This window comes from Gammaproteobacteria bacterium (genome assembly GCA_016712635.1).
Lineage (GTDB): Bacteria > Pseudomonadota > Gammaproteobacteria > SZUA-140 > SZUA-140 > JADJWH01.
On the sequence record JADJQS010000001.1, the window covers coordinates 513,948 to 534,006 of the forward strand.

Annotated in this window: 20 protein-coding genes, 1 tRNA gene and 2 pseudogenes; 12 read left to right on the top strand and 11 right to left on the bottom strand. The window is 60.5% G+C overall.

Annotated features, from left to right (window positions below; translation table 11 throughout):
* Window positions 1-448: 448 nt before the first annotated feature.
* From IPK65_02305 to birA, 9 genes and pseudogenes are all read right to left on the bottom strand, one after another.
* Window positions 449-1,389, bottom strand: a pseudogene (locus IPK65_02305) (protein kinase).
* Between the two features lie 71 nt (window positions 1,390-1,460).
* Window positions 1,461-2,513, bottom strand: a pseudogene (locus tag IPK65_02310) (serine/threonine protein kinase).
* A 220-nt stretch (window positions 2,514-2,733) separates the two neighbouring features.
* Window positions 2,734-3,174, bottom strand: a complete 441-nt coding sequence (locus tag IPK65_02315; GenBank protein ID MBK8162010.1) for a hypothetical protein — start codon at window positions 3,172-3,174, stop codon at window positions 2,734-2,736.
* Window positions 3,129-3,767, bottom strand: a complete 639-nt coding sequence (locus tag IPK65_02320; protein ID MBK8162011.1) for a protein phosphatase 2C domain-containing protein — start codon at window positions 3,765-3,767, stop codon at window positions 3,129-3,131. The genes IPK65_02315 and IPK65_02320 overlap by 46 nt, the downstream gene beginning before the upstream one ends.
* A gap of 222 nt (window positions 3,768-3,989) precedes the next feature.
* A tRNA-Thr gene (locus tag IPK65_02325) sits at window positions 3,990-4,065 on the bottom strand.
* A 67-nt stretch (window positions 4,066-4,132) separates the two neighbouring features.
* Entirely contained in the window at window positions 4,133-4,294 is a 162-nt protein-coding gene (locus IPK65_02330) for a hypothetical protein (protein ID MBK8162012.1), read from the bottom strand.
* Window positions 4,285-4,974: a hypothetical protein gene (locus tag IPK65_02335; protein ID MBK8162013.1), complete on the bottom strand. Its 690-nt coding sequence runs from the start codon at window positions 4,972-4,974 to the stop codon at window positions 4,285-4,287. Before IPK65_02335 ends, IPK65_02330 begins: the two co-directional genes overlap by 10 nt.
* Window positions 4,971-5,729, bottom strand: a complete 759-nt coding sequence (locus tag IPK65_02340; protein ID MBK8162014.1) for a type III pantothenate kinase — start codon at window positions 5,727-5,729, stop codon at window positions 4,971-4,973. The genes IPK65_02335 and IPK65_02340 overlap by 4 nt, the downstream gene beginning before the upstream one ends.
* Entirely contained in the window at window positions 5,726-6,748 is a 1,023-nt protein-coding gene (gene birA / locus IPK65_02345) for a bifunctional biotin--[acetyl-CoA-carboxylase] ligase/biotin operon repressor BirA (protein MBK8162015.1), read from the bottom strand. The genes IPK65_02340 and birA overlap by 4 nt, the downstream gene beginning before the upstream one ends.
* A 553-nt stretch (window positions 6,749-7,301) precedes the next feature.
* Here birA and IPK65_02350 point away from each other — a divergent pair.
* Complete coding sequence (locus IPK65_02350) at window positions 7,302-7,571, top strand: hypothetical protein (protein ID MBK8162016.1); 270 nt, start codon at window positions 7,302-7,304, stop codon at window positions 7,569-7,571.
* A gap of 412 nt (window positions 7,572-7,983) precedes the next feature.
* Here the strand turns inward: IPK65_02350 and IPK65_02355 are convergent, their stop codons facing one another.
* Window positions 7,984-8,412: a polymer-forming cytoskeletal protein gene (locus tag IPK65_02355; protein MBK8162017.1), complete on the bottom strand. Its 429-nt coding sequence runs from the start codon at window positions 8,410-8,412 to the stop codon at window positions 7,984-7,986.
* 155 nt (window positions 8,413-8,567) lie between these two features.
* Between IPK65_02355 and IPK65_02360 the strand changes: the two genes are divergently transcribed.
* Window positions 8,568-10,703: a VWA domain-containing protein gene (locus tag IPK65_02360; protein ID MBK8162018.1), complete on the top strand. Its 2,136-nt coding sequence runs from the start codon at window positions 8,568-8,570 to the stop codon at window positions 10,701-10,703.
* Window positions 10,704-10,770: 67 nt separating this feature from the next.
* On the opposite strand, the gene IPK65_02365 is transcribed toward IPK65_02360, so the two are convergent.
* Entirely contained in the window at window positions 10,771-11,370 is a 600-nt protein-coding gene (locus IPK65_02365; GenBank protein MBK8162019.1) for a peroxiredoxin, read from the bottom strand.
* Window positions 11,371-11,568: 198 nt separating this feature from the next.
* Between IPK65_02365 and IPK65_02370 the strand changes: the two genes are divergently transcribed.
* The 10 genes from IPK65_02370 to ruvX all read left to right on the top strand — a co-directional run bounded on the left by IPK65_02370 (window position 11,569) and on the right by ruvX (window position 20,014).
* Complete coding sequence (locus IPK65_02370; protein MBK8162020.1) at window positions 11,569-12,948, top strand: adenosylmethionine--8-amino-7-oxononanoate transaminase; 1,380 nt, start codon at window positions 11,569-11,571, stop codon at window positions 12,946-12,948.
* Between the two features lie 2 nt (window positions 12,949-12,950).
* A complete protein-coding gene (locus IPK65_02375; GenBank protein ID MBK8162021.1) occupies window positions 12,951-13,694 on the top strand; it encodes a 16S rRNA (uracil(1498)-N(3))-methyltransferase in 744 nt (247 codons plus the stop codon).
* Window positions 13,695-13,783: 89 nt separating this feature from the next.
* The gene (gene gshA / locus IPK65_02380) at window positions 13,784-15,103 is read left to right on the top strand and encodes a glutamate--cysteine ligase (GenBank protein ID MBK8162022.1); all 1,320 of its coding nucleotides are present in this window, start codon (window positions 13,784-13,786) and stop codon (window positions 15,101-15,103) included.
* Window positions 15,104-15,140: 37 nt separating this feature from the next.
* Complete coding sequence (gshB, locus tag IPK65_02385; GenBank protein MBK8162023.1) at window positions 15,141-16,085, top strand: glutathione synthase; 945 nt, start codon at window positions 15,141-15,143, stop codon at window positions 16,083-16,085.
* On the top strand, window positions 16,082-17,131 hold the full coding sequence (locus tag IPK65_02390; GenBank protein MBK8162024.1) for an FAD:protein FMN transferase: 1,050 nt from the start codon (window positions 16,082-16,084) through the stop codon (window positions 17,129-17,131). The genes gshB and IPK65_02390 overlap by 4 nt, the downstream gene beginning before the upstream one ends.
* On the top strand, window positions 17,128-17,487 hold the full coding sequence (locus tag IPK65_02395) for a NusG domain II-containing protein (GenBank protein MBK8162025.1): 360 nt from the start codon (window positions 17,128-17,130) through the stop codon (window positions 17,485-17,487). Before IPK65_02390 ends, IPK65_02395 begins: the two co-directional genes overlap by 4 nt.
* Window positions 17,488-17,494: 7 nt before the next feature.
* On the top strand, window positions 17,495-18,052 hold the full coding sequence (locus IPK65_02400; GenBank protein MBK8162026.1) for a Gx transporter family protein: 558 nt from the start codon (window positions 17,495-17,497) through the stop codon (window positions 18,050-18,052).
* Window positions 18,024-18,923, top strand: a complete 900-nt coding sequence (locus tag IPK65_02405; protein ID MBK8162027.1) for an energy transducer TonB — start codon at window positions 18,024-18,026, stop codon at window positions 18,921-18,923. The genes IPK65_02400 and IPK65_02405 overlap by 29 nt, the downstream gene beginning before the upstream one ends.
* A gap of 54 nt (window positions 18,924-18,977) precedes the next feature.
* Window positions 18,978-19,541: a YqgE/AlgH family protein gene (locus tag IPK65_02410; protein MBK8162028.1), complete on the top strand. Its 564-nt coding sequence runs from the start codon at window positions 18,978-18,980 to the stop codon at window positions 19,539-19,541.
* The gene (gene ruvX / locus IPK65_02415; GenBank protein ID MBK8162029.1) at window positions 19,538-20,014 is read left to right on the top strand and encodes a Holliday junction resolvase RuvX; all 477 of its coding nucleotides are present in this window, start codon (window positions 19,538-19,540) and stop codon (window positions 20,012-20,014) included. The genes IPK65_02410 and ruvX overlap by 4 nt, the downstream gene beginning before the upstream one ends.
* The last annotated feature ends 45 nt before the right edge of the window (window positions 20,015-20,059 follow it).

A 20,059-nucleotide genomic window follows, 5' to 3' on the forward strand; every position in this document is an offset into this window, starting at 1 on the left:
TACCGACCCGGCTTCATGAGTGGCGTATACGTAATACGAGCTCTGCCCAGCCGCTTGTGCCCAAGGATCTTGCTGGACAAGTTAACTATACGTATGGACTTCCCCCGTATACGTATAACAGGGTCTCGGTCTTAACGGACTTAACGTTAACCGAACACCCCTGTATTACGGGGGTGCCCCTGTATAACGGGGGCAAGAATCAATTACCGGGTAGGAGTTCCTGTATAACAGGGGGCGGGGCTTCCACAGGGGCCGCCCTTCGATAAATGGGTTCCTTGGAGTTCTGTCAATAACTGTACGCGAATCGGCGCGCTTTTATAGCGTACCGATGAATTCTCTAACTTAGAATCAATGCGCCAAGATCAGAAGAGAACACCGGATCTCACTTCACGTACAGCTGTAACCTATTTCAATTTCATGACAGGCGGTACGCGGGGCACCACCTCCATCATATGGAAAAAAGTACACGATCTCCAATGTCGGGGATCGAACCATAAACGCACTCTCGGTGAAAGAATACGTTCCCTTCTGGAGTGGATATAAAACCCCCAGGCTCCGTAGCGAAAATCAGCAACTACTCCTTGTAACGAGGCGAAGATGTGTAACAAAGTTTGGAACACTTTTGAACTAACTGATCCGCTGTTGGACGCAATGCCACGTCCTTCTTAAGACAAGAAAGAGCAATATCCATCACTTCCTTTGCTAACGGCGCAAACTGCGGATTCGTTGTCAGGAATGCCGGTATTGACGGTTGTACGGCTGCGATAATTTTTGGCACCGCCTTCAAGCCTTGCCCAAGGGATATTCGCCAGAAAGAAGGTGATAAATAATTGCACCGATTGACCAAATGTCTGCTGGCGATCCTACATTATCTGCCCGCTCAATCGCCTCCGGAGCCATATACGGAAGAGCTCCGACTGCCGTTTGCGATGTAGACAGACTCGCATCCCCCTCAACTGCCTCCTTTATCTTTCTTCACCAGCCATTTTTGCGATACCAAGTCAGTGACCTTTAGTTCGCTCAATGAATAACCTCAACGACCATGATGTTTGTTGGCTTGAGATCTCGATGAACTACACCTGCGTGATGCGCAGCAGCTACGCCCTTGGATAAATGGTGAAGTATTTTGGCAATGAGGTAAGGATCCAAAATGGAAGCATCGTTAAGTAACGCTGCTTTCAAGTCCTGTCCATCAATTAATTCCTCGATTAGATAGCGCTGATCGCCACTCCTGACATAGTCCAAGGTTTTAGCCACATTCGGATGGTTAACTTTGGCAGCTACGATTGCGCTTCTTCGAAAACGCTTTTGCGCTGATTTATTCTTAGGTGTCTTCAGTGCAACAAGCCGATCGGTCAAATGATCTCGAGCCACATATACAAACTGCATACCACCTTCGCTTAAATATCGAATTATTTCATAGCGCGTTCCAATTATATCGCCCGGTACCAACGGCCCACTCACAACACGATCTCCGGATGAGAAAGGTCGAATGTTATATACCTCCGCCTGTTCATTTCCTCGGGCTGACCCAGCGCGACGACACACGCTCCGGGCAGAACGTCGCCCATACCAACCTCGCCGGTTATTCACAAAAACATCCCCACTGATGTTTTGCACACGGAAGGAGAATCCATCGTAGTAAATTTCAACCATTCCCATAGAAGCAAGGTTGAGGCGTACTGACCGACGTGTAGCATCTAGGTAAGACGCTCTCCCCTGGAATACAACCAGAGCTCTATGCTGATCGTGCAGCAAGTGCTTAGCTAATAAATCTCTAACGTCTCGCATTAGTGGCCTATTCATGGGATCACGCGCGAGACAAGCGTTTAAGCTCTCAATCAGCTCCGGATCTAGATCAAACGGGACTGTTGTGAAGTAATCTTTTCCTGAAAGCGCGGGAGGCTTGTGCATGAGTTCGGCGGGCAAGTCCTGAAGGCCTAAGAAAAGAGCTGTTGCCCCATAGGCATAAGTGTCTACAGCGGGCGTGAATTTTACGCGAGAGGAATAAAGCTCAGGAGCTGCGAAACCAGTGCCCACAAAACCAACCGTAGAAGCCTAGGCCCTTCTTCCCTAGCTAATCCAAAATCGAATATCTTGACCACACCCTCCGGGTCAATTTTCATGTTGTTGGGCTTAATATCGCGATGAATTACTCCAAATTCGTGGATATCTGCTATTCCGGAGGCAACTTGCCATATCAGTTTCAAATATTCAGTCGTCGACGAAGGAAAAATTTTCTTATCAAAAAGATCTACACCCTCAATAAACTCTTGCACAATGGCGAGGTTATTTTCACCAATTTTCAACACGTCATACACTTGCACGACATGTTTGGATCGCATTCTTAATAGCGCTGCGAGTTCATCATGTATGCGACGTTTCTCAGCCCCACCGGGGAGTACCTTGATCGCTACTCGTCTTTCGAGAATCTTATCTCGAGAAGGTAAGACAACTGCCATGCCACCAGCTAGCGCACTTCCGTTTACCTCATAACGGCCGTCTATTATCATCGCCAGATCGTGCAGTCACTTGGTCTTGGGAGGGAATTCGACGAACAGTTCTGGCAATTCCGGTTTGGAGCTTCCCTTTGACTTAGCACGTACTTTTCTAGGTGACTTCTTGGGTCTTCGTGTCGACTTGCTACGACGCTCTGACTTCGACAGTTTGCTATCCCCTCTCTGCTCGGGTGCACTGACAGTTACTATTCCTCTCAAGGCCGGAGGCTCTTCACTAGGAAGCCCTTTGCGAGGTAAGTCTGTTGCGGGATATCTCTTGTCCTGGCTCGCTGGCGATGATGTTGATTTCGCCAAACGCATCCCAAACTTCGAACCACTTGTAAGGTTTACTATCAGGATTGTTATGTATGAACAGTGGAATCACGGCGACCGTAGAATTGTCATATCCTCCACACCATTTTGATAAATCAACAAGGCGCTTTGCGCATATTCCCGCGTCTGGTGCGTTTGCAACAATCTGCCCCATCCAACCAGGCGTAGGCGCCAGATAGTGAACACCGTCAGTTGTGAGGACGAAGAGATCATTTGACACACCATAGATTTCACCAATATGCGGCTCTAAGTCATCACCCATGCCAATAAATTGAAGTAGTGATGATTGGTCAAGACTCACATCAGATGTCTTTCCGAGTTGACCGGCGATGGTATCATCCACCGAAACTTGTTTAAGAACTTTTCAGATGAGATATAAACGCGACTATCACCGACGCTAAGCCAACACGCAGGAAAACCAGATCGCACTAAAACGGCCACTAAGGTAGAGCCACCATCTCCACGATACTTGGTGAAAACTGCCTGATTAGCTGCGTTCGCCGCTCGCCTAATCCAGTCTTCAGCGTTAACAGTTCCCGACTCCGCATGCTGCCGCAAGTTATCGAGAAACGTCCCGAGCGAAATAGCGGCGCACGCAGCACCATCACGCATTCCACCTATACCATCGGCCACTGCGGCAACTGCGTATTCATGCCCTAGGCTGTCTCTTCCACGGGCAATGACTCCACGATCCTGATTGTCTCCACGCACGCTCCCAACATCGGTCGCAATAGCAGCTGAAAGGAAGGCCCCTGCCACCGCAGTTCGACGTAGTAACCAAGCTGTTAGCTGTGTCTGAATCGCCGAGTTAAGAGGGTTCATATTTCGATGGAACAGCTGATCTTTTGAGAGCAGTGGGATCGGAAGATCACCTTCACGCATTTTCCCATCATAATCATCCCTGCCCAATTGCGTGCGTGTGTGCGTTTTGGCCATGACATTTTGTGGGCACCTCCGGCCTGTGGGATCCTACGAAGCTGATATTGATATTTCAAACTATCCGACTAAATAGTATTTTGCGAATCTGATTACCAGCAATTGCGATCACCAATTTAGAAAATTATAGATTTTGCAATAGAACCTTAAATCATCGCCCGCCTACATAATGCCTACATAGCACACATGATCCCGAGTAAAAAATATAACTTATTGATTTTATGGAGCTGGCGAGAGGAATTGAACCCCCGACCGGCTGATTACAAATCAGCTGCTCTACCGACTGAGCTACGCCAGCGTATTCGGATGAAGTTGCGCGGATTATAGCAAACCCCGGGCGGATTCCGACCCGCGGGCGGAATTCCCTACTGACATGTGACTTCCTGCATGGGAATCTCAGGGGAATCTATCCCGAGGTTCCGCAGTTGATCCTGCAGCGGGGCGGATTCAGCGGCCTCGAATTCAAATGCCAGGGTATAAGCCATGGTGTCACGCATACGCTCTTCGATCAGCGGCGTTACGCCCATGGCGAGGATCTCATTGCGGCGATCCTCCACCGTGTCCTTTCTTTTTTATAGACACCCAACGAGATGAAATAGCGCTTGTCGGGCAGCGCTACTATAGCTATGTCATCGACTCCCACCCGCTGCAATTCGCGATAACGCGCGCGCGCCCCGGCATAGGTGAGGTATTCGGGCAAACGCACCCAGTAGCCATCCGCAACGCTTTGCACGGCCTCACGGAGGCTTGTCTGCCCACCCGCCTGCCGTACCGCCGCCTGCGCCCGTTCGATCGACGCGCGATCCGTGGAAGGTCCGAGTTCATAACATCGTCTGGTGACCGCGGGCGCGGCAGCGACTTGCCGGGGCAACTGTTCATCGTCAGGCTGCCCTTGAGGCACTGCGCCCATATTCTGGCCGGACTCGGCAGGGTCATCCTCGACCATATCTGCTATCGGTTCCGGCGTCGCGTCACTATCCTCGTCCGCCGCTGGCGCCAGGGCCATGACTTCAGCTGCGCCCGCAGATCCCGGTTCCGTCGACGCCGCATCGGGACGCTCGCTCAACAGCATCAGTGGCGTTGTCCCTGGATCGGTGGCCCGGAAATTTTGGAGTGCGGCGTCATGATCGTCGAAGCCGCGTGCCTGGTACTGCCAGGCAAGGAAGGCGATATTGGCCAACAGCAGCACGATGAACAGGAGTCTCACGGACCAGCCTCTGCAACAATGGCCAGTCCCTGCAGTACCAGTTCCGGTTCAAAACGGAAGTCGGCGGACAACAGCGGACGTATGGTGACCGCGTCGCCGCCGGTGAGGATGCAGGTCATCCCGCCGCCGACAGACTCATCAGCGTCCCTGACAACACGCTCGATCAAGGAGGCAGCCGCGTACAGGGTACCGCCCATCACGCCACCGCGGGTATCCTGCGCCAGCTGAGGGATGTCCCGCGATGGTGAGTTGCCCATGGCAGGCCCGATGTCCGCCGTCTTATCGAACAGCGCGCGGCGCATTAGGACGAGGCCTGGCACGATGAGCCCACCGAGGTGTTCGCCGTTCTTCTCCATCACGTCGATGGTAAGTGCCGTGCCGCAGTCGACGACACAGACGGGACCCTTGACGAACCGGCGTGCGGCGACGAGCGCGAGCCAGCGATCAACCCCGAGGCGCTGCGGTTCGGTGTACCCGTTTGTGACTCCGAAACCTTTCGCCTGGGCGGAAACGAACTCGGCGTCCAACCCCCAGGCCCGCTGCGTCCATGCGCCGAATGACGCTGCGAATTCCGCACCTGCGACGTTTGCGATGAGCAGGCGTCGCGGCGGCGTCAGGGCGGCCCATGGCGTGGACAGGAGGTCGACACCATCAGCGCCGCCGCGCCTCAGGATGGCGCCCCCCGAGTGCAGCACCCCATTTTCAAGCACCGCCCATTTGATACGGGTGTTACCCGCGTCCACCAGCAGGATCATGCCATCGTTCCAGCGCGCGTGCCGGAGGACTCGCGCGATGAATCAACATCGAGGGCACGCAGGCTGACATCCCCGGAATGATAGCGCTTGATGACACTGCCTTCCTCGACAAGCAGCGCGCCGCCGCCGTCGATGCCGCGCGCTATGCCGAACTCCTCGCCGTGGATCGTGGTAATGGCCACTGCCCGGCCCAATACGATATCGTGGCGGCGCCACTCCTCGAGGAAGGCATCGGGACCCGCATCCTCGAACTCGCTCAGCATTTCGATCAGTTTTCCGAGGAGCATGCCGGCCAGGCTGTTACGTGAGACATTGCGCCCGGTGATGGTGGCCAGATCGGTCCATGCCTGGTCAATGGTGCCGCCGAGCTGCCGCGGCATGTCGACGTTAACACCCACTCCGATCACCACTCTGGAACTACCGCCGGCTTCTCCGCTCATCTCGATCAGGGCTCCGGCGCATTTCGCGCCGCGCCAGAGCAGGTCGTTGGGCCACTTGAGGCCGATACCGTCCGCACCCATGCCCTGAAGTGCGCGCAGCACGGCAACACCTACAGCGAGACTGAGACCCGAGAGCGCGTCTGGACCGGCATTGAAGCGCCACAGCAGCGAGAGATAGAGGTTGCGCGCATACGGCGACACCCACGCGCGGTTGTTGCGTCCGCGCCCGGCGGACTGGGTCTCCGCGAGGCATGCATAGGCGGAGGGAAGTCCGGATGCGCGACGGCGCAGTTCGCTGTTGGTGGAATCGATCTGCTGGAACAGTTCGATCCCGCCCAGGCGCGCTCGCGCTGCGTCGCTGAGCCCGGCGCGGATCTTCATCTCGGAAAGGAACTCAATGCCGCTGGCCAGTCGGTGCCCCTTGCCGGGGACGGAATGTATTTCGATGCCGCGCGCCTTGAGCACCCGCAGATGCTTCCATACCGCGGCGCGCGTGATTCCCAGCGCCTCTCCCAGTACCTCGCCGGAATGGAAATGGCCGTCGGCGAGGATGCTCAGTAATGCGGTCCCTTGCGGCATCGCGATAGTGTAGCAGCTCGCTATTGTACGCAGCGACCGTCAACACAGAGCGGTCATATGAACAGTTCAGTTAAATAAAAAAGCCGGTTCCCATAGCGGGAACCGGCTTGTGCGGATGTGAGTTCTGCGCTGGGCGGCCGCAGGCAGCCAGGAAAGGCTTCAGCCTGCCAAGGCCATAGCGACAAAACCGCAGATCAATGTAATCACGGTTATACCTATGCAAAGCACGCCATCATCTGTTGCCGCATCTCTCTTGCTGGCCATGGTCACCTCCTTCATTAGTGTTGTTCCGTATTAACGCAGTCGCACCATTGCACTGCCACTGCATCAATACCATATTACTTACAAGGTATTTGGTCAATATAGCGCCATAAACCATAATATTATCAAGGATTAATGCGGGCCATCATACGGATGCTTGGCCGGGTAACCGATGCGGCCGCACTGATATAACTGCATATTTCAATGAGTCCTGCGGGAAGAATTTAAAGGCCTGCCGAGGACTTGCCGTTAGTGGCTGGGTGTATCAGAAGCTGCAATGGGGAAGGGACTCATGCTGAGCTTTATATATCGCCATGCACTCGATTTCGAACGCGTGCACGGTGAAAAACCGAACATGCTGTACCTGAATCGATTTCATTTCGAATATCTGCGGGACAATTTCGCGGATCCCGAGGACATAGAAACGATGATGCGCCTGCTCGGCATGACCATCATGATCTCCGAGGACGCCGTCAATCCGCGACTCGCGCGCATCGGGAGGCCGGTGCCGCCGCTAGTCTCCGGCGCTGCGCGCGCGACACAGCGGCGGACAAGGACCTGAACACACCGGAACCCGGGTACCTGGCCGAAGGCCGATACGGGACCTGATCGTCCCGCATCGGCGCATCGACTGTCCCGACTGTGTAAAACAACCCTAAGCTATTGAATGGGAACTGCCTGGGCGCAAACGGTCAGCGCCGCGCTAGACTGTTTACCCAACCAATACGTAGTTGGCGAACAACCCCAGCCCCAGGACGATGACACAGAGAGAGATCACAAGAAATGCATCGTGATCGCTTGCAGACTTGACGCGACTTGACATGCCTACCTCCACTTCAGTGGCTATCATTGAGCTTGTATGTATTACCCCCACGTCAATCGTCTCGGACCGGTGCGACGGCGGAGCGAACTGACTGTGATACCCTAGCAAAAATCTCGGGATTAAGGCAAGCCGCGGTGAGAGGATTCCGGGATCAGGGAGCCGAATCTGGAGATACCTTGCGCTTTTCCTGGAAACTGGACACCGCGGCGCCCTCGCGAGTCATCCTGATGCCGCCCTGATGAATGGCCCCTTCGGCCATCGCTACAACCGGGCTGGTGATTGTGCCGGTGACACGGGCGGACGCACTCAATTCCAGCTTATCGCGGGCCACGATGTCGCCGTTGACATCGCCGGAGATGATGACCGTCGCGGCTGAGATGTTCCCACGCCAGCGTCCCTGCTCACCCAGCACCAGCAATCCATCGATTTCGCAATCGCCCTCGACGGATCCGTTGACGATACAGTTCTCGCTGCCGCGCAGGGTCCCGGCCACGCTGGTCCCGGCACCGATCAGGGTGGTGAACTGCCTGGCGCTGTCGAGCGCGCGGCGGCCCTTGCCGCCGGTGAACAACGATTGCATACCCCTACGTCCCCCCAGTCCCCACCGGCCGGTTCAAGTGCCGGTTTACGTTGATAATCGAACCCGACCGCGCGCGATTATAACGCACTTAAAGAATCAATGAGTTAATTCCGATAACCCGGGTAGAAACCCTCTGGCATCCGGATATACGGACAGTGAAAAAACACTACTCGATTCTGAGCCTGCTGCTGATCCTGTGCTTGGGCGGGACGGCCGCCGCCGCCACGCCGCCCGATGTGGCCACGCCGACGCACGACATCCGTGTCCTGATCGATGTGTCGGGCAGCATGAAGCAGAACGACCCCGCCAATCTGCGCAAGCCGGCTCTGCGCCTGCTGACCGGTCTGCTGCCATCCGGGACGCGGGCAGGTGTATGGACCTTCGCGCGCTACGTCAACATGCTGGTTCGCTTCGGCGAAGTGGACACGGCCTGGCGCACCCAGGCCGTGGAGGCGGCGGAACGGATCAATTCGGCCGGACTGTTCACCGACATCGAGGCGGCCCTCATGACGGCGGCATGGAACTGGGCTGCCGATGCGCCCGGCGTGCGCCGCAGCATCATCCTGCTCACCGACGGGCTGGTGGACGTCTCCGAATTACCGGAGTCGGACCGCCTGTCACGCACACGCATAACCGACGAGATTCTGCCCCGCCTGCAAGACGCCGGAGTCGATATCTATACGATCGCCCTGTCGGACGGAACGGATCAGAGCCTTCTCCAGCAGCTCGCTGCAGCCACCGGGGGCTGGTTCGAGCGTGCCGAAAACGCCGATCAACTCGAGCGGATCTTCCTGCGCATGTTCGAGAAAGCGGCCAACCCCGATACTCTGCCGCTGATCGACAACCAGGTCCTCGTCGATGACAGCATCGGAGAACTCACCTTGCTCGTCTTCCGCAAGGACACTGCCCCGGCAACCACGCTGACCATGCCGGACGGCCTCACGTTCGGCTCGGCGCGCCTGCCACCCAACGTGCACTGGCACAGCGATGCGCGTTACGACCTGGTCACGGTGGATAAGCCGGCAACGGGCCCCTGGCACGTCAACGCCGACACCGATCCCGACAACCGCGTGATGGTGGTAAGCAACCTGCGTGTCGTCGCGACGCAACTCCCCAACCAGATCCTGGAAGGGGACACGCTGGATTTCATGATACGTTTCACGGAACAGAATCAGGCCATCACCAATAAGGATTTCCTGCACTTCCTCACGGTCAAGACGCTCGAGAGCTCTGCCGAGGGCGCCACGGCCGAACGGCTGCTGCTCGATAACGGCCGCGACGGCGACATCGTCCCCGGCGACGGGATCTTCGGCACACAGCTGACTGCGTCCGGCGAGACCGGGGCGCATACCGTCGTCGTGGACGTCGACGGCACAACCTTCAGACGCCAGCACAGGCAGGACATCGAGGTGGTCGAGAGCCCGGTGATCGCGGACATCCGCGCGGACGAGAACGGAACCACCCTGTCCGTGATCCCGCGCGCGGGCATCATCGACCCCGAATCGCTGGAGGTGACCGCCACGATCATTGATGACGCGGAGCAGTCCGACACACGGCGCCTGGCGCGAACCAGTCCCGGCGAGTGGCGGCTTGGACTGGATGAATTTCCTCCGGACGCAGCGTATCGGGTGACTCTCGACATCGTTGCCGAGCGCCCGAACGGCAAACCGTTCAGCTATCAGAGCAATCCTTTGCGCTTCGGGCATGCCGCAGCGTTGCACGAGGAACCCCCGGAGATCGCCGAGGATGCTTCCGAGGAAGAACTGGTCGATGCAGAAGGGGACATCCTCGAGGACGCAGAGGCAGGGGAGGCCATCGATTCCGAGGAGGAGCCGGAGCAGACCAGCTGGGCGCTGGTCATCACGGTTGTGATCCTGCTGAACGCGCTCCTGGGCGGCGGGATGTTCCTGGTCTACCGGAAGCTCTTCGGGAGCAGCGTGAAACCCGTCGCAGAGGAAGAAGCGGAGGATAACGACCGGTCCGCGGCGACTCCCGACGCGCCGAGCGCGGTGGCGACCCCCTTCGATGACTCCAAACCGTCTGTAGTCACGCAGGTTGCGGAAGCGGCCGCCGCTGCGGAAACCAAGGCGGTCGCGGACGTCGCGCCCGCGCAAGAGGACGCCCCGGCGGAGCTGGATGTGGAGGCAGCGGCAGACACATCACCCGAACTGGTGATGGAAGGAGACGCGGCCTCCACCAAGGCGTCCGGAGAGATCGACGACCAGTTGAAGAATCTCAACGTGGATGACATCGACCTCGGTTTCGAGGAAAAGGCCCGCAGCACCGGTTAGCGATTGACGGGTACTACTCGGAGGGCGGCGATCTGCCGCCCTCCGCTGTTTCTGGCGGCCGTCTCGGCTAAAGCGCCGCCGCCTCCTCGGCCAGGTAATCCGCCACCCCGCTGGTGGAGGCCTTCATGCCCTTCTTTCCCTCCTGCCAGCCGGCGGGGCATACCTCGCCATGTTTCTCGGTGAACTGGAGGGCATCGACCATGCGCAGCATCTCGTCGATATTGCGGCCGAGCGGCAGGTCGTTTACCACCTGGTGGCGCACGATGCCTTCCTTGTCGATCAGGAAGGAACCACGCAGCGCGACGGCGTCGTTTACGAGCACGTCATAATCCCGCGCGATACCCTTGGTGAGATCGGCGACGAGCGGATACTGTACGTTACCGATACCGCCCTTGTTGACCGGCGTGTTCTTCCACGCGAGATGGCTGAAATGCGAGTCTACCGAACAGCCGATCACCTGGACGTTGCGCTTCTGGAACTTGTCCAGGCGATGATCGAAGGCAATCAGCTCGGACGGGCACACGAAGGTGAAATCGAGTGGATAGAAGAACAGCACCACATACTTGCCGCGGTAGTGCGACAACTTGAAGCTTTCATTGAAACTGTTGTCCGGCATCACGGCGGTCGCGGTGAAATCTGGGGCCGGCTTCGCCACCAATACGGTCATTACATTTCTCCTTGAAGATATCTGCTGAAACGATAATCCGACATTTAAATGATAACAAGTCTCATTTAGTTTAACGATTTCCGGTAGGCTTGCAAGTACCCGTTCGTTACCCCGAACATAATACTAAAGTGCCGTTGCAGATAAACCACTTCTAAACGGACATTTTCGAATGGCATCAAACGAGGGCATCGCAAAATCATGAGTCCGGCCGCTGAATCGGGACCAGAATCAGGCAATGCCGCAATCGCCGGGCGCGACCTCGCCGTCCTGTGGCATCCCTGCACCCAGATGAAGGATCATGAATTCGTGCCGCTGGTCCCGATCCGACGCGGTACCGGTGTCTGGCTGGAGGATTTCGAAGGCCGGAGATACCTCGACGCCATCAGCTCCTGGTGGGTCAATCTTTTCGGGCACGCCAATCCGCGCATCAGTGCCGCCGTCCAGGACCAGCTTGCATCGCTCGAGCACGTGATGCTGGCCGGCTTCACCCATCTCCCTGCACTGGAACTGGCCGAGCGCCTGGTGGGGATCGCACCTCCCGGTTTGGTACGCTGTTTCTTTGCGGACAATGGATCATCCGCCGTGGAGGTCGCCCTCAAGATGAGCTTCCACTACTGGCGCAATCTCGGGCACCATAAGAAGACAAAATTCATCAATTTGACAAATAGTTACCATGGTGAAACGCTGGGCGCACTGGCCGTGGGCGACGTAGCCCTTTACAAGGAAACCTACCGCCCGCTTTTGATGCAGGCCATTTCGGTGCCTTCTCCCGATTGTTATTGGCGGGAAAACGGACAGAGCTGGGCCGATCATTCGGCGCACCGTTTTGAGGCGATGCGTGAAGCACTGGAGCGCCACCATGATGAGGTATGCGCGGTGATCGTCGAGCCGCTGGTGCAATGCGCGGGCTCGATGCGCATGTACGATCCGGTCTATCTCAGCCTGCTGCGCGCCGCCTGCGATGACTACGGGGTGCACCTCATCGCCGACGAGATCGCCGTCGGCTTCGGCCGCACCGGCACGATGTTCGCCTGTGAACAGGGCGGCATCAGCCCGGATTTCCTCTGTCTGTCCAAGGGGCTGACCGGGGGTTACCTGCCGCTGTCCGCCGTGCTCACGCGCGAAGAGGTATATCAGGCCTTTTACGATGACTACCAGAACCTGACCGCCTTCCTGCATTCCCACAGTTACACCGGCAACCCGCTCGCCTGCCGCGCGGCGCTCGCGACCCTGGACATCTTCGAACAGGACCGCGTGATCGAACGGAACGTCGCGCTGGCAGAGGCGCTTTCCGCCGCCGCCGCCCGCTTCGCCGACCACCCCAACGTCGCCGAGGTGCGCCAGCGCGGCATGATCCTCGCCATCGAGATGGCGCAGGACCGGCGCACGCGCGAACCCTATCCCTGGCAGGAGCGGCGCGGCCTGCGCGTCCACCGCCATGCCCTGGAACAGGGGGTACTGCTGCGGCCGCTCGGCAATGTCATCTACTTCATGCCGCCCTACGTGATCACGCCGGAAGAGATCGAACTGATGACAGGGGCCGCCTGGACCGGCCTGGAACTGGCGACACGGGACTGATCATGCGCCTGCCCCGCATCCACCTGACCCTCGCGCTGGCCCCAGGCGCCCGTCTCGCGCTGGACGAGGCCGCCTCCGGCCATGTGCTGCGCGTGCTGCGGCTGAAGCCCGGGGCGGCATTGATCCTGTTCAACGGCAACGGCGGCGAATACGAGGCGACACTCGTCGCGGTCGAGAACCGGGCTGCGATGGTCACCGTGGGAAATTTTATTGCTGCCGGGCGCGAATCACCTATCGCCATCACCCTGGCGCAGGGGATCTCGCGCGGGGAACGCATGGATTACACCCTGCAGAAATCGGTGGAGCTCGGGGTCGCGCGCATCGTACCGCTGCAGACCGAATTCAGCCAGGTCCGTCTCGACGGTGAACGCCTCGAACGGCGGTGCCAGCACTGGAGCGGCGTGATCGCGAGCGCGGGCGAGCAATGCGGACGCACCCGCCTGCCCGAACTCATGCCGGTCATCTCACTGGCCGGCTGGCTGGAGTCATCGGCGGAGGCGGATCAGGGCCGGCGTCTCGTGCTCGATCCGGCCGGGGCTGCCACACTGATGCAATTGCCCGCCCCGGAGACGGGTAACATCACCCTGCTGGTCGGTCCGGAAGGTGGCCTGAGCGACCGGGAGATCGAGTTGGCCAGGCGCGCAGGATACCTGGGATTGTGCCTCGGACCGCGCATCCTGCGTACCGAGACCGCGGGGATCGCCGCCCTCGCCGCGCTGCAGACCTTGTGGGGCGATCTCGGCTAGGCAGAAGATGGCGCTGCGAATCTAAGCCTCTATTTGGAAAGAGGGTTTTAAGTTACCATAGCTGATTCGCGAGGGTGAACAGGGAATACATGTCGATCCAGCATCTCCAACCCGTACCCCATCTGACGACCGTCCTGAACGGGCCTCTGCTCCTGCTCGAACAGCACCTGCTCGATCAGCAGACCGAGATCGAATCCTGGTTCCGCCAGGAATGGAAGAAGACGGCGGCACCGTTCTATGCCTCGGTCGACCTGCGCAATGCCGGCTTCAAGCTGGCCCCGGTCGATACCAACCTGTTTCCGGCCGGCTTCAACAACCTCAATCCGGCCTTCATCCCGCTCTGCGTTCAGGCCCTGCAGGCGGCGATCGAGCGGGTCTGCCCCAGCGCCAACCAGATCATCCTCGTGCCGGAGAGCCATACACGCAATCCCCATTACATGGAGAGCCTCGCCACACTGCAGGACATTATCACGAAATCCGGTTTCGAGACCCGCATCGGGTCCCTGCTGGAGGACCTGGAAGCGCCGCGCGAGATCGAACTGCCCTCCGGCCGAAGGATCCTGCTCGAACCGCTGCGGCGCAGCGGCGACAAGGTGCATATCGACGGCTTCACCCCCTGCATGGTGCTGCTGAACAACGACCTCTCCTCCGGGCGCCCGGCGCTGCTCGAAGGGCTCAGGCAGCCGGTGATCCCCGCGCTCAGGCTCGGCTGGTCCAACCGCCTGAAGTCGCAGCACTTCGCCCACTACAAAACCGTCGCGGAGGAATTCGCCGCGATCATGGAAATCGATCCCTGGCTGATCACCCCGCTGTTCCTCAAGTGCGGGGAGATCAATTTCATGAAGCGTGAGGGTGAGGAATGCCTGGCCTACACCGTCGAATCACTACTCCGGGACATCCAGCGTAAATACGATGAATACGGGGTGAAGGATCGTCCCTTCGTGATGGTGAAGGCCGATGCCGGCACCTACGGCATGGGGATCATGACGGCGCATTCGCCCGACGACGTACGCTCGCTCAACCGCAAGGAACGCACCCGGATGGCGGCGACGAAGGGAGGAGCGGAAACCACCAAGGTGATCGTGCAGGAAGGGGTGTACACCTTCGAAACCTGGGGTGAGGGCCAGGCGGTGAGCGAGCCGGTCGTGTACATGATCGACCACTTCGTGGTCGGCGGATTCTACCGCGTGCACACGCGGCGCGGCGCAAATGAAAACCTCAATTCCCCCGGCATGCACTTCGAACCGCTCGCCTTCGCCAACTGCTGCACCATGCCCGAACGGAACCTGGCGCCGGACGCCCATCCCAACCGGTTCTATGCCTACGGGGTGATCGCCCGCCTGGCGCTGCTCGCCGCCGCGCGCGAAGGGGCGGCGCTGGCCGCGGGAGACCCGCTCGCATATCCATGACGCCGATCCCATCGTTCCCGCATCCCCGTTCGCACCCATGATCAGTCTCGGTGTTGTCATGGATCCGATCGCCGCGATCAAGCCCGGCAAGGACAGTACGCTCGCCATGCTGCTTGAGGCACAGGCGCGCGGCTGGCCGCTGTGGTACATGGAGCAGGGCGACCTCTACCTGCGCGACGCCCGGCCGCGCGCGCGCATGCGCCAGCTCGCCGTGCGCGACGACAAGCGCGACTGGTTTACGCTTGGCGCGGAGCGCGACGCCGCGCTGGACGAGCTCGACGTCGTGCTGATGCGCAAGGACCCGCCGTTCGATATCGAGTACGTCTACACGACCTACCTGCTGGAACTGTCCGAGGCGGCCGGCGTGCTGGTGGTCAACCGTCCGCAGGGGCTGCGCAACACCAACGAGAAACTCTCCCTCGCCTGGTTCCCCCAGTGCAGCGCGCCCTCGCTGGTGACCAGCGACAGCGCGCGCCTGCACGCCTTCCTGCGCGAACAGGGCGACATCATCGTCAAGCCGCTGGAGGCGATGGGCGGCGAATCGGTATTCCGTGTCACCCCCGACAGCCCCAACCTCAACGTGATCTTCGAGGTGATGACCGGCCGCGGCACACGGCTGACCATGGCGCAGCGCTACCTGCCCGAGATCAAGCAGGGCGACAAGCGCATCCTGATGGTCGATGGCGAGCCGGTGCCCTATGCGCTGGCGCGCATCCCGGCGCCGGGCGAGACGCGCGCCAACCTGGCCGCGGGCGGCCAGGGCGTCGGCGTACCGCTCACCGAACGCGACCGCTGGATCTGCGCCCAGGTCGGACCTGAACTGCAACGGCGCGGACTCCTGTTCGTCGGCCTCGACGTGATCGGCGACTACCTGACCGAGATCAACGTCACCAGCCCGACCTGCATCCGCGAACTCGACGCCCAGTTCGGCCTCAACATCAGCGCCCTGCTGATGGACCGGATCGAGATACGGCTGTCATGACACGGCCCGGGACACGCGCAGCCCTGCTCTGCCTGCTGCTGGTTCTGGCTGCCGGCTGCAGCCGTCCTCCGCCGGAGGTCTACAAGACGCAATTGATGACGCTCGGCACCATTGTCGATATCAGCCTGTGGGACGTCGACGACGCCAGGGCGCAGCAGGCGGTAAAGGCGATCGAGGACGTGCTCAATGAGGCCCATGTGCACTGGCATGCCTGGGAGCCGGGCATGCTGACCGATCTCAACACCCGGCTCTCAGCCGGCGAGACGGTAGCGCTCGCCGCAGGGGATGCAGCCTCGCTGCGCCAGGCACAGGAGCTTGCGCATAACGGTGACGAACTGTTCAACCCGGCCATCGGCCGCCTGATAGGCCTGTGGGGTTTCCACAGCGACGACCCGCCGCTCGGCCCGCCGCCCGCCCCGGACCAGATCCGCCGCCTGGTCGACGCCCACCCCACCATGGATGACCTGATCTTTGACGGCGACCGGGTGCGCAGCGTCAATCCTGCACTGCAACTCGACATGGGCGGTTCCCACAAGGGGTATGCCGTCGACCAGGCGATCGCCGCCCTGCGCGCAGTCGGCATCGAAAACGCAATCGTCAACGCCGGCGGCGGGCTGCACGCGATCGGCACCCGCGGCGACCGCCCCTGGCGCGTCGGAATTCGCCATCCGGCACAGCCCGGTATCATCGCCTCGCTGCAGATCCGCGGCGACGAGAGCGTGCACACGGCGGGCAACTACGAGCGCTTCTTCGATTACCAGGGCAAGCGCTACCACCACATCCTCGACCCGCGTACCGGCTACCCCGCCGAGGGGGTGCTCGCGGTGACCGTAGTACATCCGGACGGCACCGTCGCCGACGCCGCTGACGACGCGCTCTTCGTCGCAGGCACCGCCGGCTGGAAGGAGATCGCGCGCCGCATGGGGCTCACTCAGGTGATGCTGATCGACGCCGATATGACTGTACACATGACCCCGCAAATGGCCGAGCGTCTGCGCATGGAAATCGATCCGCCCCCGAAGATCGTCGTGGAAGCGCCCGGATGACCCGCGCCGATTACCTCGTGCTGGCCGGCGCACTGCTGCTTCTGCCCTGGCTGTATGCCAGCTTCTGGCACCGCGGCGGTGCGGGGGAAGAGGTACGCATCGTCGGCATCGGTGGCGAGGAGACCATCGCCTCCCTGCGCGAGGACCGCGAGCTCCGTGTGCAGGGACCGCTCGGCACCAGCGTGATCGAGATCCGCGACGGCAAGGCGCGCTTCGTCTCCTCACCCTGCCACGGACAGCACTGCGTACATGCCGGCTGGCTCCACCTGGGAGGCGAATTCACCGCCTGCCTGCCCAACCGTATCAGCCTGGCGGTGATCGGGCGCGAACTGCGCTACGACACCATCAATTTCTGACTCTATCATGCAAGACGATACCGGCCTGCGCACCCTCACGTTCACCGCCACGCGGGAAGACTACCGCATCGCCTGGCTGGCCGCGCTCGCCATCACCATCCATATCGCCGAGAGCATGCTGCCGACCCCGCTGCCCGGGATCAAACCCGGCCTCGCCAATGTCGTCACCATCGCGGCGCTGCTCCTGTACGGCTGGCGCGCCGCAATATGGGTGTCCCTGCTGCGCGTGGTGGTCGGCAGCATCCTGATCGGGACCTTCCTCACACCGACCTTCGTGCTGAGCCTTGCCGGCGCGGTGGCGGCCATCGCGGTCATCGGCCTAGGGTGCCTGCTGCCGGGGCGCGGGCTGGGCCCGGTCGGTTACTCCCTGCTTGCCTCGATGGCGCACATCGCGGCCCAGTTCTATGTCGCCTACCGGCTGTTCATCCCGCATGACGCACTGTTCGGCCTGCTCCCCGTGCTGATGACTGCGGCGGTCTGTTTCGGAGTGGCGAGCGGGCTCCTAGTCCAGGCCATGATGAAACACCTCAAACCTGATGCAAGCCCCAGCGATCCCGCCACCTGAGGAGCCGGTGCTGGCGACGGACCGCTTCGGCCTGACCCTGCTGGTCGCGGCCGCCCTGCATGCCGTGATCATCCTCGGGGTGACCTTCAGCCCGGGATTGCTCGAACAAACACCGCAGGGGAAACAGCCGCCCTTGCAGATCACCCTGGTGCACCAGCGCAGCGACAAGTCGCCGGAGGACGCGGAGTTCCTTGCCCAGACGAACCTGGAAGGCGGCGGCAGCGCCGCGGACGATTTACGCCCTCAGAGTCCGGCCTACACACCACTCCCGCAGCCGAGCACCGGCGCCGGGATTGCGGTCACACTCCCGGCGGCTCCGCCGCCTTCCCCGCAGTCGGCGCGGGAGTCTCCAATGACGCAGCGGGAGTCCGCCCGGGCGGTCCAGAAAACCGCGGCGCAGGCGGAGCGGCCGCGTCAACCCATGACGGCGGAAGAGCTGGTGGCGCGCAGCATGGAGATCGCCACCCTGAGCGCCGAGATCAGCCAGTCGATGGAGTCCTACGCCAAACGCGACAGGCACCGCTACATCTCGGCGCAGGCGCGCGAATACCGCGACGCCGCCTACCTCGACGCCTGGCGCGCCAAGATCGAACGCATCGGCAACCTGAACTATCCCGAGGAGGCCAAGCGGCGCAATATCAGCGGCAGGCTGCTGCTCGATGTCGCTATCAACACCGACGGCAGCCTGAACAGCATCACCCTGCTGCGCTCCTCCGGCAGCAAGATCCTCGACGACGCCGCCATGCGCATTGTCAAGCTGGCCGCGCCGTTCGCGCAATTTCCCGATGAATTACGCAGTGATACCGATGTGCTCCACATCACGCGCACGTGGGAGTTTCAGGACAGTCACCGCCTCGACGCCTCGCGCTGACCGCGCCTCGACTCACTTGTAAACACTCCCGCATTCGGCCGATACTAGTACACTATGATTAATTCCATGCGCATGATCGACCAGTTCCTGATCGCGATGCCCGCCCTGCAGGACCCCAATTTCTTCCATGGCGTGACCTATATGTGCGAGCACACCCCGGAGGGTGCCATGGGGATCATGGTGAACCGGCCCCTCGACATCAGCCTGGGTGAAGTCCTCAGCCAGATGAACATCGAGACCAGCATCGACGCGGTCATCCGGCAGCCGATCTTTCTCGGCGGCCCGGTGCAGTGCGAACGCGGCTTCGTAATCCACAGACCGCACGGCGACTGGGAGGCCAGCCTGAAGGTGACCGACGAGATCGCGGTCACCTCCTCGCGCGACATACTGGAGGCCATCGCCGCCGGCCGCGGCCCGAAACATTGCCTGGTGGCGCTCGGTTATGCGGGATGGGGACCCGGCCAGCTCGAGCGCGAGATGAAGGAAAACGCCTGGCTGAACGTGCCAGCCGACGACCGCATCTTCTTCGACGTCCCCTATGAGCAACGCTGGGAAGCCGCCGCCGCGCTCACCGGCGTCGACCTGAACCGCATCTCCAGCCACATCGGCCACGCATGACGGGATCCGGCCGTACGCTGCTCGGATTCGATTATGGAACAAAGCACATCGGCGTCGCAGTCGGCCAGGAACTGACCGCCACCTCCGCCCCGCTGGCGACCCTGCCCTGCCGCAATGAAACCCCCGACTGGGATGCCATCACCCGCCTGATCGAGGACTGGCGCCCCGCCGCCCTGGTGGTCGGCATCCCGCTCAACATGGACGGCACGGAACAGCCGATGACCGAGGCGGCCCGGCGCTTCGCCCGCCGCCTCGAAGGCCGCTACCGCCTGCCCGTGTATCTCGCGGACGAGCGGCTTTCCTCGGTCGAGGCCGGCCGGCTCCTGCATGAGCCCGCCCCGGACAGCGGCACGCGGAGAACGCGCCGCCGGCGCGAACTGGACGAGGTGGCGGCGCACCTGATCCTGCAGACCTATTTCAGCCAGCACGCGCGGGAGGGGATCCCGCGCCAGGACGCGGCGGAAGAATCATAGTAAGATATGCACCCGACGACGGTAGCGCCTGAGTGAACATCGACA